Here is an 18,997-nt window from a genome sequence, read left to right as displayed (position 1 = left end):
AATGCCTTTGATATTTTGATCCGAAATTACAACAAGATTATTGCCCTTTTTCCCGATCAGGAGCTGGCTACGGACAACGACAATTGGTACACGACCTACTCCACCTACGACGTGCACGTGGAAAACGACACCCTTTTTCCGCCCAATAGAGCCGAATTAAAGATGAATGTCTATTTTACGGAACCCCTTTCCGTAGAGGACTATTTTGAGAAAATCACGGCTGTATTGGACAACCGTGTCACCTTTTCCAGAATTTCCGGGAGTGAACGGGTTTATTTGAATCCAAAAACCCCCGTTTTTTTGGAGATGCAGCACCTGCTGGAAAAATATTTTCAGCAGCCTATTCTTCCAAAGGCAGAAAACGGATCGTCCGATGCCCGTTTTTTTACGGGCAGGGGATTTCCCATTCTAATTGTAAAGGTGGTGGGGGAGGGGCACCATACATTGGAGGAATACCTGCACATTCCGTCTATTGTGCCGCTGTACCGCGCGCTTGAAGAATTTGTTGAAATTCACGGTCGAATCAATTCAGACGTACTGAATTACGTAAATCAAAAGGAAGAGGCTTTTCGTGAAATCCATTCCTAAAGTCATCAGGTTTAGTTTTATTTTGGCCTCGGCAGTTTTAGTGCTGTCGTGTCATCCGAATTCACTTACGCTTACGAAAGTAACCCGCGCCCCCGTTGCCACCCGGCAGTTAGACCCTGCTGTTTTTGTCTCCCAAAGGAATCTGGACAAATTGGGTCTGAAAGAGGGGGCTCCGGTATTCGTAAAGGCCAACGGCAGGAAAGTTGAACTGCGAATTTACAAATATTTCCGGGATGACTCCTCCTGCGGAATGCATAAAAAATACTTGAAGCAATTGGAAATAGGCTATGGCAATCAAGCGGTTACAGTGGAGAAGGCCGGGCGGAACGCCACACTGAATCCCGTTCCGATTCAGCAAAAAATTGAGTCCTGTCCGGGCGACACAAACCAGTGGCCCGGAATGGTTCTGGGAACACCCCACGCCGATTGTGACAATGAAACGGGAGCCATTGCCAAAATAGTTAACAGGGAAGCACACATTCCCTGTGTAAGCGCCTGGAAATACCGGTTGTCCTACCGCGGAATCTGGTACGACGTGAATCGCCCGCTCATGAAACTGCCCCTGAAAAATGGGCACGGAACCCAACGGGTTCGCGTGGAGAATGATTCGTCTCTGGCGGTGTACCACCGGTATCTGGCCGGTGTCCGAAAGGCGGCACAAATCGGAAATAGGGCCCCGCTTTCATTTTATTTCGATCTCCACGGACACGATCTGACCGTGAAATTGCCGGATGGACGCCGTGTGTACAGAAACGTGGTAGAAGCGGTGGGGGCCGGTTTTGCGATGGATGAGTTGCGCCGAATCAAGCAGGTTTATAATCGCTATTGGCAACGGGAAATGGGGGACAAGTATCCCCGGATTTATTTCGGCAACTTGCCGGAGGATTTGGTTTACGATTACGAAGGCGTTCCGGTTCACATTTTTTACACCGCTCTGGGTACCCGAACGTATGGCATTCTCCAGAACGATCAGGTGATCCGCGGCCTGCACATGGAAACGCCGGACACCCTGCGCCTGACGCCCGGAATGCGCCTAAAGACGGCTCATTTCATCGAAAAATTATTTACATTTGTTCGGGACAGTCTGCCGGATCAACGCTTTTCCAAAACTCTTGTCCGGACAAAATCGGTTCACTTTCGTAAAAATCGGCTGGTTTCCGTTCCGGCGGGGTCGTTTATCATGGGTGCCCCGGATAAAATGGGATGGGCGTGTTCGCGTCCGCGGCATTCCGTTTATCTTGATTCATACGCCATTGACCGCTGTGAGGTTACCAATGCCGAATTTGCAGCCTTTCTGAATCAGGCCCTGAAAGAGAAAAAAATCTTCGTGCAGAACGGCGTGGTTCACACCTCCATTCACCCGTCTCAAATTATTTGCCGATTGAAATCGAACCGGCCGTTCAGTCAGATTGTCTACGATGGGGGCCTTTTTCGACCGGTCAAGGGAAGAGAATGGTTTCCGGTGATTTACGTTTCGTGGTACGGCGCATCTCTGTTTGCCGAGTCGCAGGGAAAGCGCCTTCCCACAGAAGCGGAATGGGAAAAGGCAGCCGGTGCGGCGTCCTCCTCGAAAACGTTCCTCTTTGGATATCGGGAAAATGCAGTGGATTGGAAAAAGGAAAACTGCGAGAACAGCGGCGATCCCTTCGAAAAAGGGTTGTATCCCTGGACGACTCCGGTTGGGTTTTATTCGTCGTCCAGTCCTTTCGGGGTGTACGACATGAGTGGAAATGTTTGGGAGTGGTGCAGTGATTATTTTGAATATGCCTATTACTCACGAAAAATGCCCGGCGGTTGGAAGAATCCCAAAGGCCCCGGAAGCGGTACGCTCAAAAGCATTCGGGGCGGTGCCTGGAACACGGAATTTCCGTTTACGACAACCTACTTCCGATTGGGCGTGGCACCCAATTCAACACTGGTAAATCTGGGGTTTCGCTGTGCGAAATAGCCTTTTAAAAAGGATCGTACTTTTCGGATTCTTTTTGCTCTTGTTTGCTTCCGGTAATCAGACGTCTGCCAGACCGGTAACGCGGGTGGAAATTTTTCGGGCCTCCGAAAACTGGCTGCAGGAGATTCCCGAATTCTGGCAATTTGGGAAAACCGGAATGGCCGGATATTCAATCAATTACAAAAAACAGATGATCCCGATTTTAGATGAAAGCACCGGTCGGATTCTGGCGTATGTTGTTTCACTCTCGCCAAAGGGGTTTCTGATTCTTTCGGCGGACAACCGACTAAACCCCATTCTTGGATTTTCCGGAGAATCAAATTATTGGCCCGGTGAAGATTCCCGGAATGTCTTGCTTCAGATCGTTCGCAGCGATATTTCGCATCGTCTTGATTTCATTGAAAAACAAGAGAGTTCTGCTGATGTCATCAATCAAAACAAAAGAAAATGGAGAGAACTTCTTGGAGATCAAGACAGATCCCAAAATAGAATTTTGGGAATGAGTGAAATTTACGGTCCCTATGTGACCTCCAAGTGGGGGCAGGGGCGGGTAAACGGAGATGACGTTTTCAATCTTTACACCCCGAACCACTGGCCGGCAGGATGTGTGGCCACGGCACTGGCCCAGATCCTTTACTATTACCGCTGGCCATTAACGGGAACGGGAAAGCATTTGTACAATGAAGATGATGCCGGAACCCTTTCTGCTGATTTTTCCCGGACGCGTTACGACTGGAAAAATATGCTGCCCGATTACCAGACAGCCGGCGCCTCGCTGGTTCAGCGGAGGGCGGCCGGATGGCTCACCTTTCAGTGCGCGGTTTCCGTGGATATGGATTTCGAGGAAACCGGTTCCACTGCATCGACGCGAAACGTTGCTTCGGCTCTGAAACTCTATTTCAGGAGCAGCGGAAACTATGAGAAAAGCACATCACCGGACTTCTGGGATCATCTGAAGGAAAATATGCGGATTGCACAACCGGCTCAACTGGCGATTTCCACCGCTTCCGGTTTGGGACATTCCGTGGTGGCCGACGGTTATTTTGATCACAATGGGTACTACCATTTGAACATGGGCTGGCTGGGTAAAAATAACAGCTGGTACGATTTGGCCGGTTCCTTTTATGTCAGCGGCTATTCCATTGTGAATGGTGCCGTTCTGGATATCTCGCCGTCGCCTGCATTTCTGGAATCGACCGTTTTTTTGGATTCCACCACCTGCATCCTGCGCTGGCAAAAAAGTGTCCGTGTAAAACCGGAAAAATATGAGCTTCAGATGCGTTTTTCGCAAACAGGTCCTTGGACGGTGCTCAGCAATTCGCTTGCCGACACCTTCAAAGAGGTGAATTTTTCTCAGGCCGGTTCCTATTATTTTCGTGTGCGGGCCTTTCAAAATCAGCATTGGTCAAATTGGTCGGCCACACAAACGGTAAAAATAGGGAAAGACATCCAAATAACCTTTCGGGTAAAATTGTTGAATCGGGTCTTGGAAAACGGGCAGGAATTGGTTCTTCGGGGAAGTATTCCTCCGCTGACGGCCTACCAGAATAATTTCGCATGTGCGGGCCCGGATTCACTGGGAATCTTTACCTGTACCGTTCCTTTTGATCGGGAGCATATCGGAGAACGTCTAAAATACCGCTTTGCCATTGTGTCTTCTCAAACCGTGACATTTGAATCACAAAACCGGGTGTACACGATTGGCCCGGAAAATTTCCAGGAGCTGCCGGTTGCCTATTTTGATAGGTTTACAGCCGTGACGAACGAAAACCGCGGACAAAAAACCTCTGCATCCTTTTGCCTGAAACAAAACTACCCCAATCCCTTTAATGGATCGACACGAATTGTATTCGATCTTCCGAACAGAGGGTCGGTTTCGGCGGTTCTTTTTAATCCGTTGGGGCAAGCGATTTATTCGTTCTCTTTACCATCGATGAGTCAGGGCGTTCACGATTTGACCCTTAACTTTCAGGAAATCGGAAAGAATGCGCCTGAACACGGAATGGCTTCCGGCATTTACTATCTGCAAATTCGTTTCAAAGGGCAGCGGATCACAAAAAAGCTAATTTACATGCCGTAATAAAATAGAATGTTAATCCCTGACATCTGCAAAATATGCAGAGGGGGGAGCACAGAACACGCACGTAAAATTCGCCTCAGGCGGATTGGGAGGCATCATGTTATCATTTAATGGTCATAAAGATATTGAGCAGTATGTAGACGAGCACAACATTCAGTTTATTTCATTTTATTTAATTGATATTGACGGGCGTCTGCGAAATGTCACCATTCCGTCAAATTATTTTTCGGAAAAGGTTCTCCTGAACGGAATTGGTTTTGACGCGTCGAATCTCGGGTTTGCAAACGTAGATTCTTCGGACATGATTCTCAAACCGGATCTGAACTTTGCCTTTGAAGACCCCATCGAACCGGAGAGAAAGACCCTCTCTTTTTTCTGCAATGTTTTCGATGTACAGACGGGGAAGCCGTTTAACCAGGATTTGAGACACATGATTCACAAAGCGCTTTCCGTACTGGAACAGGAAGGAATTGCAGACCAGGTTCGATACGGGATCGAGCTTGAATTCAATGTTATCGACGAGCTTTACAGCAAAATCACACCGCGGGAGGTTTCGTTCAAGATCAGAAGTCAGGAAATTGCCAGTCCCGAGAGCGGGGAAGAAATTTACCGTCTGGCCGGCAATCGCGGTTATTTTCGTGCCGAGCCCAATGACCATCTTTTTGATCTGAGGAACGAAATTGTGGCGGCGCTGCGGGTTTTGGACATCCCCGTAAAATACCATCATCACGAGGTGGCCAGTTCGCAGTCGGAAATTGAATTCACGTTTATGCCGGTGGAATTGGCCGCGGATGCAGCCGTACTGGCCAAAAATATCAGCCACCGGGTTGGAAGAAAACACGGCATGATTGTGACGTTTCTGCCCAAAATCATTAGCGGACAGGCGGGCAATGGGATGCACGTCCATCAGTTTCTTCTAAAGAAGGGTAAGAATATTTTTCAGGATCCCAAAGGGCTCTACGAGCTGAGTGAAACGGCGCTGTACTATCTGGGCGGAATTCTAAAACATGCGTCTTCGCTTCTGGCTTTTACCAATCCCACCACCAATTCTTACCGGCGGCTGGTTCCGGGATTGGAAGCGCCGGTGAAGGCCGTTTTTGCCAAGGCCAATCGCTCGGCAGCCATTCGGATTCCGGCCTACGTAACCGATCCCGAGGAAAGACGATTCGAATTCCGTACGATCGATGCCACCTGTAACCCCTATCTGGCCTTTGCCGCGATGATCATGGCCGGGATCGACGGAATCAGGAATAAAATCGATCCGGTCAAGGAAGGATTTGGGCCGCTTGAAAAAAATCTTTATGATCTGTCTGAACAGGAGCTGGCAAAGATTCAGTCCTTTCCGGCTTCGCTGGAAGAGGCCCTCAATTCTCTGGAAAAAGAGAATGAGTATTTGGTGTACCGGAATGTTTTTGCAAAGGATTTGATTCAGAAATGGATTGAGGTCAAACGCAAGGACATCGAAGAGATGCGTCGGATCCCACACCCGTGGGAGGTGGCCCGGTACTACGACATTTAACGCGGTTTAATCTTGCGAAGGTTCCGAACCTTCGCAAGATTAGCTCGTCAAGTCAATCACAAAAAAAAGAGGAGGTATGTATGAAACGAATTCTACTGGCTGTGGTGTTTGTCCTGATGGCCGGAAGCCTTTTGGCGCAGGACGATCTTTCCGTTATTGGAGAGGTGGATTATTACAACGCCACCCGTTATTGCGGTGCACGGAATTCGGCCCGTACCCCGGCAGGGGATCTGGTCGTGGTGTTTGAGCCTGGTTCAAAGTACACCAACCAGGACATCTGGTACTACACCTACAACTCCATATTTCAGAGCTGGGATCCGGCGCAGCAATTGAGCAAGAGCACCACCAATGCAACGGGTGTCCCGGCGGTTGTAGCGGATGAAAACGGCCATGTGTTTGCCACCTGGAAGGAAAAACGGGACGACGGCAGACGCCATTTGATGTTTTCGGTCTGGAAAGACGGGCTCTGGAGCGATCCCGTTGTAGCTGAACCGGATACCTTTTCCAATAATGCCGGCGTAAATACGGTCGATTTGTCTTCGGATGGCCGTATTTTTACCCTGTTTTCCATCTGGAACGACCCGGCCCAGTACCCGGCGAATATTTACTCCACGGTGAGCGGGGACAGCGGCAAGACCTGGACCATTTACAATCTCACCAAAGACTACCCCACACCCAACGTACTTCCCATTAATTGGCTGGATGTGAATCTTGCAGCGGGGAAAAATGGAAACATGTTTGCCTGCTGGGAAGATAAAGAACCCAGTACGAAAGCTTACGAGGTGTTTCTCTCGTCGTTTTCACCGGATTCGGGTTGGACAACCCCGGAGGCGGTTACACCTATTCACGATGGGGCTCCCCGGGTAATGAAGTACCTGGATGGCTGCACACCGGTTGCCGGTGCCAAACCCGTCTATTTTTTGGGTGATTCGTCCTACGCCTTCCACAATGAAGCCGCTGCAATTGATTACAATCTGGCAAACGGCTCGGAAGTGCTCACATTCTTCTTCAATATGTATTTTGAACCGGTCGATCAGCGCAATGAGTTGATTGGAGATGTGGTGAACTATTTTGGACGCGGGATCAAAATTTTACTGGTGGATGATGACAATCGCTACAACAACGAAAAGATTATTGAAGACGGCCTGACGGCTGCGGGTGCCAGTTTTTCCGTGTTTGATTGCGGAAACAGCTCGGGAATGGCCACGGCTGTTCCTCCCGCAGACACCCTGAAAGCCTACGATCTGGTGATCTGGTTTGCCGGGGACGATGGAAAGGCCCTGGCTCTCTGGAATATCAATGACGAGGATAATCCCGATGTGAAGGCCTATCTGGACGAAGGCAACAAAAAGCTCTGGATCATCGGATCCGATTGGCTGTACGATCGCTACAAGGGCGCTCCGGATGCTTTCGCCACAGGCGACATGTGCTACGATTACTTCGGAATCGCGTCCTACGATATTCAAACCTACAAGGACGACAACAGCGTGGGCGTGACCGAGCTGGATCTGGCCTCCAATGTAACCCTGACCGATGTCAACCCGATTACTTTCGGAACCACGGGAGGCACCCGCCAGGGGGTTCCGTCCATTGCGACCGACCCCGATGGCAACCTGCATCTGGTTTATCTGGACGAAAAAACGCACCACATTATGTACAAAATCTACGACGGCACCGACTGGACGGAGCCTGTGGCTCTGGACACCTGTACCAGCGGAATGCTGGATCGACCCAATATTTCCATCGATCCCAATTACGGCGTGTACGTCACCTGGATTGAAAAAGTGGATACCATTAAGCAGGTTTTTTACAACACGTCACCCGACGGCGGAAAAACCTGGAACGGCCCGGTGCAGTTGAGTCACGCAACACACATCAACAGCTACGGGAATTCTGTTTTTAATCCTACCATTGGCAAAAAGGTGCGTCCTCCGATTGAAGGCGTTTTCAAAGGCGGAGCCGACGTAACCTGGACGGAGTGGAATCCGGAATCGTCTTTGGGCCATTACCTGATGTATGCACGCATTCCGTATGTGGGCACTCTGACGCCAAAATCTTCCATGAAAATTCTTTTTGTGGATGACGACAACTATTCAAGCAAAAAAACGGATCACGTGCCGCGCATCGAGGAAGGGATTGAAAAGGCCGGTTTTTCCTACACCTATTTTAATGCCGCCGACAGTGCCGTTTCACCGACAGCCGATTACATGAGCCAGTTTGATCTGGTCATCTGGTATACGGCCAATGACGGCGTTGGCCTGCAGTTCTGGGCCGGCCGCGATACGATAAACACGGAGCTTAAATCGTATCTTGACAACGGCGGTAAAATTTGGGCCATCGGGAATGATATTATTTACGATAAATACGACACGGCCCCGGATACCTTTCAGGCGGGCGATTTCCTCTACGATTATTTCGGAATTGCCAGCTACGATGCCCAGTCGAAGAAAGATGACGGCGGAACGGGCGTTCCCATGCTCATTCGCTATCCGCGCCAGAATATTTCCATGCTGGATACGATTAAATGGTATTTTTCCAGCGGCGGCTTGTGGTACGGCGATGGTTGCACCCCTCGTGAGGGCGCTGTTCCGGTCTATGTGATGGGACCCGATTCCTACCCGTTGGCCGGGCTGGCCTCGGCAATTTATTACGATAACGGGACCTCCAAGGCCCTGGGCTGTTATTTCGACCCGTATTACATGGATTCCCAAAAACACGGCGTCGCCTTTTTTAAGGATGTGCTGAGTTTCTTTGAAAATCCCGTTTTTACGCGCGTGAATGAAAAGGAAAACAACATGGGAGTTCCGAAGCAATTTGTCCTGTTGCAGAATTATCCCAATCCCTTTAATCCGACGACCACGTTTTCCTTTGAACTGCCTCGGCAGGCCCGCGTGGAATTGTCTATTTACAACATGATGGGACAAAAGGTGGCCACACTGGTTCAAGAAAAGATGTCTGCAGGCCGGTATACCAAAGTCTGGAATGCCGCCCGTTTACCATCGGGTGTGTACTTTGCAAAATTGCGTGCCGGCAGCTATTTGAAGATGCAAAAACTCTTGCTGTTGAAATAGGGAGTAAGCCACTCAGAATGAAAGGCCTCCTCGATTCGTCGGGAGGCCTTTTTTTGTGTTTGCCGCAAAATGTCCGTGTTTTTGAAGAAATTCATTTTCCCACAAGAAAAACCCGTGGAGCAAAAAAACTTTATTTGAAAATCGGACTGATTTTATCTTATATTGAAATCACATTTGACAATGACTATCGTTAAAATTATCACCCGAAGAAAATTTGAAGAACGACAAAAAGATGCTTCACGCAGACGCACGATATATTGAAGATTTGTACCGGAACTACCAGGAAAATCCCGAATCCGTGGATTATGGCTGGCGGAAATTTTTCGAAGGATTCGAATTCGGGATGGAATCTCCCGCAAAAGCCATCGCACCCCCGGAGCATATTTTAAAAGAAATCAAAGTCTTAAATCTCATTCACGCCTATCGGACGCGGGGACATTTGTTCACAAAAACCAATCCGGTACGCACACGGCGCCAATACACACCCACCCTGGATATTGAAAATTTCGGGCTGAGTGTGTCGGATCTGGAGACGACCTTTCATGCCGGAACAGAGGTGGGTCTCGGGCCGGCGACCCTGCGGAAGATTCTGCAGCGCCTGGACAAAACCTATTGCAGCAGCGTCGGCGTGGAGTACATGTACATTCGCGAGCCGGAAAAGGTGGAGTGGCTCAAGCAGCGAATGGAAACCCGTGAAAACACCCCCCGGTTTTCCCTGGAACAGAAGCGCCAGATTTTGAGAAAATTAAGTCAGGCCGTGCTGTTCGAGCAATTTTTGCATTCAAAATATGTGGGGCAAAAACGATTTTCCCTTCAGGGCGGAGAAACACTCATTCCCGCACTGGATGCTGCGATTAAAAAAGGGGTGGAACTGGGCATTTCAGAATTTGTAATGGGAATGCCTCACCGCGGTCGATTGAATGTGCTGGCAAACATTTTGAACAAATCCTACGAAGACATTTTTTCGGAGTTTGAGGACAGGGGACATGCAGAATCGGTTTTTGCCGGGGATGTCAAATACCATTTGGGCTTTACCAGCCAATTTGTGGCCCGTGACGGAAGAACGGTACTTTTGAGTTTGGCCCCCAACCCATCCCATCTGGAGGCGGTTGACCCGGTTGTGGAGGGAATGGCGCGTGCAAAAATTGACACAAAATACGCCGGCGACCACAAAAAGGTGGCGCCCATTTTAATTCACGGAGATGCCTCCCTTGCCGGTCAGGGAGTGGTCTACGAGGTGGCGCAAATGTCCCGGCTGCCCGCCTACGAAACGGGGGGAACGATCCATCTGGTGGTGAACAACCAAATTGGCTTTACCACGAATTACCTGGATGCCCGTTCCAGCACCTACTCCACGGATGTGGCCAAGGTAATTCTGTCTCCCGTGTTTCATGTCAATGCAGACGATGTGGAGGCGGTGGTGTACACCGTCCTTCTGGCGCTGGAATACCGGCAAACCTTCCACACGGACATTTTTATCGATTTACTGGGTTACCGAAAATACGGCCATAACGAGGGCGATGAGCCGCGCTACACACAGCCCAAACTCTACAAGATTATTGCCGGACACCCCAATCCACGCGAAATCTACAAACAAAGGCTTTTGGAGGGCGGGGAACTGGAGCAAAGTGTGGTCCAGGAGATGGAGAAGGAATTCCGCAATGACCTGCAAATGCGGTTTAAAAAAGTACGGGAAGAGGAAAAAATTGAACGGGCAAGTGGTTTTCAGGATACGTGTGATCAGTCCGTCAGAATAGACTTTGATTTTGAAGCCCCTCTGAAAACGGCCGTGAGTAAAACCAGATTATTGAATCTCTCTAAAAAGATTTTTCATCTTTCTCCAAATCTTCACGTCTTTAAGAAAATAGACTCACTTTACCAAAAGCGCCTGGAACGTGTGCTCCAGCAACAAGAAGCAGATTGGGCCATTGGTGAATTCCTCGCCTACGCCAGTCTTCTGGATGAAGGTATCTCGATTCGATTGAGCGGACAGGATACGAAACGAGGCACATTTTCGCATCGGCATGCGGCGGTTTACGACGAGAAAACGGAAGAAGAATATATTCCACTGCGTGCAGCCGAGAAAAAGGGCGCACGCTTTAGAATTTACAATTCACTTTTGTCGGAATATGCCGCCCTGGGATTTGAATACGGCTATTCCTGTGTTGTTCCGAAAGATCTCACCGTCTGGGAAGCGCAGTTCGGGGATTTCGCCAACGGGGCCCAAATTATTATCGACCAGTTTCTTTCCAGTTCGGAGGCCAAGTGGAATCGCATGAGCGGCCTGGTGCTGTATTTGCCCCACGGTTACGAAGGCCAGGGACCGGAACACTCCTCGGCGCGAATCGAGCGGTTTTTGGAGCTGTGTGCCAAAAACAACATGATTGTGGCCAATTGCACGACGCCGGCCAATCTCTTCCATCTGTTAAGGCGGCATCTGAAAATGCCGTTTCCCCAGCCTCTGGTTCTTTTCACACCCAAAAGCCTGCTGCGGCATCCGCGCTGCGTGAGTCCGTTGGAGGAATTTTCAATCGGGGGATTCCGGCCCATTCTTGACGATCCGGCAACAGAACCGCAAAAAATAAAAAAAGTGCTCCTTTCTTCAGGAAAAATCTTTTACGAGCTTCTTGAAAAGAAGGAAAAGGAGGAGCGCAACGACGTGGCTCTGGTTCGGTTGGAACAACTGTACCCGTTTCCCCGCAGGGGCTTTGAGAAAATTCGGGAAAAATATTCCCGCGCCAAACTGGTCTGGGTCCAGGAAGAACCGGAAAATATGGGGCCGCGCCGTTATTTGATGGACATTTTAAGGGACATTCCCATGGAGTTTCTGGCGCGTGAAGAAAGCGCCACGCCGGCAACGGGCTTTTATCAGCAATTTTTGATTGAACAAAAAACTCTTCTGGAACAGGCTTTCTCTGGAAAATGAACGTACTTTAGAAATAAAAGGAAAATTTTTATGGATACATTCGATGCCATTTATCAACGCCGGTCCATTAAGGTCTTCGATCCCAATCATCGCCTAACAAAAGAAGAAGAAAAACAACTTCTGGAAGCAGCCATTCAGGCCCCCACCAGTTTCAATCTTCAGCACTGGCGATTTGTTATTCTTCGCGATCCTGAACTGCGCAAAAAAATCCGGAGCGAATTGGGCTGGAATCAGGCCCAGATTACGGACGCCTCTTTCCTGGTCCTCATTACAGCCGATACGAAAGCCTGGCAAAAAAATCCGGAACGCTATTGGAGAAATATTCCGGAAAATATTTCAAAGCGGGTTGTAGATCTGATCGGGAGTTTTTTTAAGGACCGGGAATGGCTGCAGCGGGACGAGGCACAACGATCGATCGGAATGGCGGCCCAGAATCTCATGCTGGCGGCCAAAACCATGGGATATGATTCCTGTCCAATGATTGGTTTTGACCTGGAAAAGGTGGCAGAAATCGTCCGGCTTCCGAAGGATTACGTGATGGGCCCTATGATCGCTATCGGAAAACGGTTAAAAGATCCCTGGCCAAAGCCCGGACAGTTGCCGCTTGAAGAAGTCGTTGTGGAAAATCATTTTTAAAAAATCTTCCAAAAGAAATGAGGGTAAAACGTGACTGTTGACGTAAAAATTCCTTCCATCGGGGAATCCGTTGTGGAAGCCACAATTGGTCAGTGGCTCAAAAAGGACGGGGATTGGGTGGAAATGGATGAACCGATTTGTGAGATCGAATCTGACAAGGCAACCATGGAGGTTGCGGCCGAAGAATCGGGGAAACTGGAGATTGTGGTCAAAGAAGGGGAGACGGTTGGAATCGGAACGGTGATTGCTCGGATCAGGGTTTCTGACGAAAAGCCCGCGGCGGAAAAAGAAGGAGCCGTTGTTTCCGAAACAGAGACAAGGGAAGAAACCGCTCAGCCGAAAGAAAAGACGGAAGATTCTCAAAAGAGTTTTGCCTCACCGGTTGCCCTGGAAATTCTCAGGGAAGCCGGGCTTTCAGCAGAATTTATTCGGGGCACCGGGATCAACGGGCGAATTACGAAGGAAGATGCCCTGAGGGCTGTTGCCGAAAAGGAGGCAGGCCCGGGAAAAGAGGCCCGTGAACGGCCGGAGGAAGTCGTTTTGGAGAAGGAAGAAAAAATCAATCGGCCCGAAAAAGAGGCTGTCGAAGGCGTCCCGGGAAAACGATCCGTCCGCCGGGAAAAACTGAGTCAACTGCGTAAAACCATTGCCAGGCGTCTCGTAACCGCCCGAAATGAGACCGCCATGCTGACCACTTTCAATGAAATTGATATGAGCGCTTTGATTGAGGCGAGAAACCGGTACAAGGACTCTTTTCAGAAGAAATACGGTGTAAAATTAGGCTTCATGTCCTTTTTTGTGCGCGCCAGTGTTCTGGCCTTACAAGAATTCCCCCGGGTAAATGCGCACCTTGAAGGGGATGAGATGGTGTACCCCGATTATTGCGATATTTCAATTGCAGTCTCCACCGAACGGGGACTGGTGGTACCGGTGATTTTTAATGCGCAGTCCCTGACACTGGCGGAAATTGAAAGGGAAATTCTGAGACTGGCTCAGAAAGCCCGGGAAAATCGACTGACCATTGAGGAGATGACGGGGGGCACCTTTTCGATTACGAACGGCGGCGTTTTTGGCTCGCTGATGTCCACGCCTCTGCTTAATGCCCCGCAATCGGCTATTCTGGGAATGCACAAAATCCAGGAGCGCCCGGTGGCGGTAAACGGCGAAGTGGCCGTCCGCCCGATGATGTATGTGGCACTTTCCTACGACCATCGGGTTATTGACGGCAAAGAATCGGTGAGTTTTCTGGTACGGCTCAAAGAACTTCTGGAAGATCCGCTGCGCATGCTGATTGAAATATGAAACGATCCAATCTACACGTCGAGTTTGTCTGCCTTGAGAGACGGCGGAAAGAGGACCGCCCCCGGCCCGTCCGGAAGCGGCGGGGTTCAATTAAATTTGTATGTATTTGATTATTCAGAAAATTGACCAGAAAAATGTGTCACCCCAAAATTGTTCTTGCCATTTCCCGCGAATTGTTATATAATTCCATTAGAAACAATACCGACAGAGAATAACACTTGTCTCGATTCTTTGGGAATCCCTAAAAATGCTGCACCCCTGAACAGGAAGCCCCGGAGGGCATGATGATTGGGAGAACCATTTCTCATTATCGAATTCTTGAGGAAGTGGGGCGCGGCGGCATGGGCGTGGTGTACAAAGCCGAAGACACAAAGCTCAAACGCACCGTTGCCCTCAAATTCCTGCCGCAGGGGTCACTCCGCGACTCCCGGGCCAAAGAGCGCTTTATCCTTGAAGCGCAGGCCGCCTCCGCCCTGGAACACACGAACATTTGCACCATTCACGAGATTGACGAAACCGAAGACGGCCGGCTTTTTATCGTTATGGCTTTTTACGAGGGACAAACCCTGAAAGAAAAGATCGAAAAGGGGCCGCTGCCAATCGATGAAGCCGTTGAAATAGCCGTGCAAATTGCCCGGGGGTTAGCCCGGGCGCACGAGCAAAAAATCGTTCACCGGGACATTAAGCCTGCCAATATTTTTCTTACCAAAGAGGGTGTGGTCAAGATTCTGGACTTTGGGCTGGCCAAATTGTCCAACCGAAGCCTTCTGACCACCGAAGGCACCACGCTGGGAACAGCGGCGTACATGTCACCCGAACAAGCCACGGGAAAAGAGGCAGACCACCGCAGCGACATCTGGGCGCTGGGAGTGGTTTTGTACGAAATGATGACGGGCCGGTTGCCTTTCCGGGGGGAATACGAACAGGCGGTTGTTTACGCGATTCTCAACGAAGACCCCCCGCCGCCCACGGCCCTGCGCACGGACGTCCCCCTGGATTTGGAGCGGATTATTTTGAAGGCACTGGCCAAAAACCCCGATAAACGCTACCAGTATGTGGATGAAATGGCCAACGACTTGAAGAACGCCGTCAAGGGGAACGACACCTCCCGCTGGCAGCCACCGAGACAAAAGGCCCGCCCAAATTGGTTGAAGACAGGGGTCCTTGTTTTTCTGCTTCTTCTGATTCTTTCCATTGGTTTTCTGACCGGTAAATCCCTAATTTTCAAGCAGACCGTTCATTTGGCTCCCCGTCCAATCGCCGTGATTACTTTTGAAAACCAGACCGGTGATCCGCAGTACGATTATTTGAAAATGGCAATTCCTAATCTTTTAATTAGTAAATTGGAGCAGTCGCGTCTCCTGCGGGTGACCACCTGGGAACGGATGCACGATTTGCTGGAACAAATGGGACGCCCCAAAGTGACCACCATTGACAAGAATTTGGGATTTCAATTGTGCCAGCGAGACAGCGTGCATATTATTGTGTTGGGTAGTTTCACCAAGGCCGGTCAGGTGTTCGCCACGGATGTGAAGGTCCTCGATGTCCAAACCAAGCGTCTGCTGAAAACGGCCAGTGCCAGTGGCGAGGGAGCCGGCAGTATTTTGAAATCTCAGATTGACCGATTGAGCGAGCAAATTATCCGGGGAATAGGCCTTTCTGCGCGTTTGGAGAAAAAGGAAATCCGGCAACCCATTTCCGATATTACAACCACATCTCTGCAGGCCTATCGTTATTTTCTAAAAGCGGAAAATGCCTTTGTAAATATGAGTTCCCGGGAGGCCGTGCACTACTGTCGGCAAGCCATTCAAATTGATTCCACCTTTGCCCGGGCGTATGTGCTGATGGCGTTGGCCACCAAGGATCCGCAGGTGGAAAAAGAAGCGTACCGGAAAGCCCATGCGTTTGTACACAAGGCGGGCAAGAAATGGCAGTATTGGATCAACGGATTTTACGCCCTTCGGTTTGAAAATGACCGGCAAAAAGGAATTGCATACCTGGAGAAAATGGCGGAAGAGTTTCCCCGGGAAAAGGTCGCTCACCTTTCACTGGGCTGGACGCTGTTCAATCTGGGTGAAACAGACCGGGCCATTGCTTCTTTGGAACGGGCCGTAGATTTGGATCCCCACAACGGCGGGGCGCTGAACATCCTTGGTTACGCGTATCTGCGAAAAGGCGATCGGCAAAAAGCCCGAACCTGTTTTCAAAAATATGTGGCTGCTTTTCCCGGGGAGCCCAATCCGTACGATTCCATGGGGGATTTTTATTTTGCCACAGGTCAACTTGAAGAGGCGTTGGCCTTTTATCACAAAGCCCTCCAAAAAGAACCGGAATTTGGTTCCAGGCGAAAAATTGCCTATTTGCTTGCCTTACAGGAAAAATATCCGGCGGCACTGGAAGCAGTCAACCGATATTTTATTCAAAAAAAATCGCTTTCTGATCAGGCTGAAGGACATTTGTACAACGGTTTGTATTTTTATTGGCTGGGTAAGTCCAATCGGGCTCTTGGGGAATTGTCTCGATCCGTTCAGTTGGCCGAATCTCTCAAAGACAGGGTCCTTCCTCGATATGCCCATTGGTTAAAAATTTGGATTTATGGCGATCGGGCAGACCTCCGGGAGGCCCGCCAACAGGCCAGAGCCTGGTATGATTCTTTCACTCAAAAGCAGGATGTAGAGCAGGTGTTCTTCCACAAATTGACCTATCAATTTGCACTGGGGATGCTGGACTTGAGGGCCTCGGAAATCGATTCAGCTCAAATCCGCTTGTCCGTGATGGAAAGTTACCGGCCCGAAATCAAACGACGCGATACAAAAGGGCAGGCCGATTTTTATTTCAGGCGATTCAAAGGAGAACTTTTTCTGAAACAGAACAAATTTGACGAAGCCAGTGCCGCCTTTCGCCAGATGACGCGCCTGTTTTACACCTGGATGGCTTTTGACCCAAATTTCACTCTAATTATTGGAGTCAACACACCATTCACCGGCGATTTAAGGGCCCGTATTCTTCAGAAGCAGAACCGGATTGGCGAAGCCATTGCTGCGTACGAAAATTTGTTGAATGGCGAGAATCTCTTGTTGGTACATCCTCTTTACCATTTCCGTTTGGCTCAGCTTTACGAACAAAACAGGCAGCCGGGAAAAGCGGTTGTCCAATACCGAAAATTCCTGCAATTAACTCAAGGTGCAGACCTGTTTTCCGAGGAGCGTGCCCTGGTCCGAGCCCATCTTTCAAAATTAACTCGTGCGGACGGCGAACAAATTTCGGCCACACGACAGATTGCCGTTGGCACTTCAATCCCCCAAACGCTTTTTCACTAAAAGGGAAATCTTTGTTTTTATGGAAAAATCAGCCATTGAAAAACGCATTGCGGAATTGGAGGCGCAAAATCAGCGCCTGCAAAGCAGCATTCGTGAGCTTTCCATTTTAAACGACGTGGCGCTGGCCATTCGTTCGACGTTGTCCCTGAATGAAATTATTGATTTAATCGTTCAAAAATGCGTAAAGCATTTTCAGGTGGAACAGGCAGCCGTGTGGCTCTTGAAACGGGAAGCGCAGACTCCGGCTTTCCAGACCATGGTTCGCAGAGCCGATCGCAGCCGTTTCGAAAAACCCTACCGCCTCGATGCTCAGCTCACCGGCTGGATGCTGAAATACCGCCAGCCGCTGTTGATTAACGATTTTTCAGGCGACCCGCGATTTAATCACACCAAAGCGGCAGACTTCCCGGTGCACTCCGTACTCAGTGTTCCGTTGATGGTAAAGGGGGAATTAATCGGTCTCATTTCTTTGTTCAATAAAAAGGACGGAACCGGCTTTTCCACCGGTGACCAGCGTCTTCTGTCCATTCTGGCCACAGAATCGGCCCAGGTAATTGAGAACAGCCGCCTGCACGAGGAAGCGCAAGAATTGCAGCGCTTGCAGGAAGAACTGCGTACGGCCGCCCGCATTCAGGAAAATCTGCTGCCCAAACAGGCACCGGAGATTTCCGGTTACGATCTGGCAGCCGTCAACCTGCCTGCGCGCACAGTGAGCGGCGATTACTTCGACTTTATTCCGCTGGGTGATTCCCGGCTGGCGTTCTGTTTAGGGGATGTTTCGGGCAAGGGCATGCCGGCCGCTCTGCTGATGGCCAATCTTCAGGCCACGCTGCGGAGTCAGTTGCTAATGGGGCTCTCCCCGGCAGACTGCCTGCGGAATACCAATTTTCTCCTCTGGAAGAACACCACGAGCGAAAAGTTTGCCACCCTGTTTTTGGGGATTCTGGATTTTGAAAAACACCGCCTGACCTACTCTAACGCCGGACATGATGCCCCTTTTTGGGTCAGGGGAGCCCAAATCAAGCGATTGCAGGCGGGAGGAATTGTGGCGGGGTTTATGGAATCGGCTAACTACGAGCAGGACGCCGTTGGATTTGCGCCCGAAGACGTTCTGGTGTTGTATTCAGACGGTGTGACCGAAACGAAGAATGGCCGGGGTGAGGAATTTGGCGAAGAGCGTTTGCAAGAGACGATTGTTTCACTCCAAACCGGAACGGCGGCGGAGATTTTGGAAGGCATCCTCGCGAACGTCCGTTCCTTTCGGGAGGTTCAGGAGCAGTCTGACGATGTGACCCTGGTGGTGGTCAAGCGGGAAAGGTGTTGAGGCGTGCGCCGCGGTTCCCGAGCGGAGTCGAGGGAAGGGCGCACGTATTGAGACGACGTACGGAAAAAGACCTGTCCCTCGGTCACCTCGGTACATTCGCCTGCCCTTCGACAGGCTCAGGGACCAGGCGAACGCACGATGCCCTGTTCTTCTAATTGTCGGGTAGGGGGGCACGGTTCCCGAGCGGGGTCGAGGGGGGGCGGACGCATCAACACGACGTGCGAAAAAGACCTGTCCCTCGGTCACCTCAGTACATTCGCCTGCCCTTCGACAGGCTCAGGGA

General features: G+C 50.1%; 10 protein-coding genes. All 10 read left to right on the top strand.

What is annotated here, in order from left to right:
* On the top strand, window positions 1-588 hold a 588-nt coding region (locus GXO76_15030; GenBank protein NOY79164.1), incomplete at its 5' end, for a hypothetical protein.
* Window positions 572-2,536, top strand: coding sequence for a formylglycine-generating enzyme family protein (locus tag GXO76_15025; protein ID NOY79163.1), 1,965 nt, complete (start codon window positions 572-574; stop codon window positions 2,534-2,536). The genes GXO76_15030 and GXO76_15025, both read left to right, overlap by 17 nt.
* Before the next feature lie 40 nt (window positions 2,537-2,576).
* Window positions 2,577-4,616, top strand: a complete 2,040-nt coding sequence (locus tag GXO76_15020; GenBank protein ID NOY79162.1) for a T9SS type A sorting domain-containing protein — start codon at window positions 2,577-2,579, stop codon at window positions 4,614-4,616.
* A gap of 97 nt (window positions 4,617-4,713) precedes the next feature.
* A complete protein-coding gene (glnA, locus tag GXO76_15015; GenBank protein NOY79161.1) occupies window positions 4,714-6,135 on the top strand; it encodes a type I glutamate--ammonia ligase in 1,422 nt (473 codons plus the stop codon).
* A gap of 80 nt (window positions 6,136-6,215) precedes the next feature.
* Window positions 6,216-9,206, top strand: a complete 2,991-nt coding sequence (locus tag GXO76_15010; protein NOY79160.1) for a T9SS type A sorting domain-containing protein — start codon at window positions 6,216-6,218, stop codon at window positions 9,204-9,206.
* A gap of 232 nt (window positions 9,207-9,438) precedes the next feature.
* Window positions 9,439-12,132: a 2-oxoglutarate dehydrogenase E1 component gene (locus GXO76_15005; GenBank protein ID NOY79159.1), complete on the top strand. Its 2,694-nt coding sequence runs from the start codon at window positions 9,439-9,441 to the stop codon at window positions 12,130-12,132.
* 30 nt (window positions 12,133-12,162) lie between these two features.
* Window positions 12,163-12,768 (top strand): nitroreductase family protein, encoded by a 606-nt coding sequence (locus tag GXO76_15000; protein ID NOY79158.1) that lies wholly within the window; start codon window positions 12,163-12,165, stop codon window positions 12,766-12,768.
* A gap of 30 nt (window positions 12,769-12,798) precedes the next feature.
* Complete coding sequence (odhB, locus tag GXO76_14995) at window positions 12,799-14,070, top strand: 2-oxoglutarate dehydrogenase complex dihydrolipoyllysine-residue succinyltransferase (protein NOY79157.1); 1,272 nt, start codon at window positions 12,799-12,801, stop codon at window positions 14,068-14,070.
* Window positions 14,071-14,351: 281 nt separating this feature from the next.
* Window positions 14,352-17,390: a protein kinase gene (locus tag GXO76_14990; GenBank protein ID NOY79156.1), complete on the top strand. Its 3,039-nt coding sequence runs from the start codon at window positions 14,352-14,354 to the stop codon at window positions 17,388-17,390.
* A 19-nt stretch (window positions 17,391-17,409) separates the two neighbouring features.
* A complete protein-coding gene (locus GXO76_14985; protein NOY79155.1) occupies window positions 17,410-18,714 on the top strand; it encodes a SpoIIE family protein phosphatase in 1,305 nt (434 codons plus the stop codon).
* The last annotated feature ends 283 nt before the right edge of the window (window positions 18,715-18,997 follow it).

It is taken from the genome of Calditrichota bacterium (assembly GCA_013151735.1).
Classification (GTDB): domain Bacteria; phylum Zhuqueibacterota; class JdFR-76; order JdFR-76; family BMS3Abin05; genus BMS3Abin05.
Note: the sequence above shows the minus strand (reverse complement) of the source record. Positions and strands in the feature narration are given on the sequence as shown.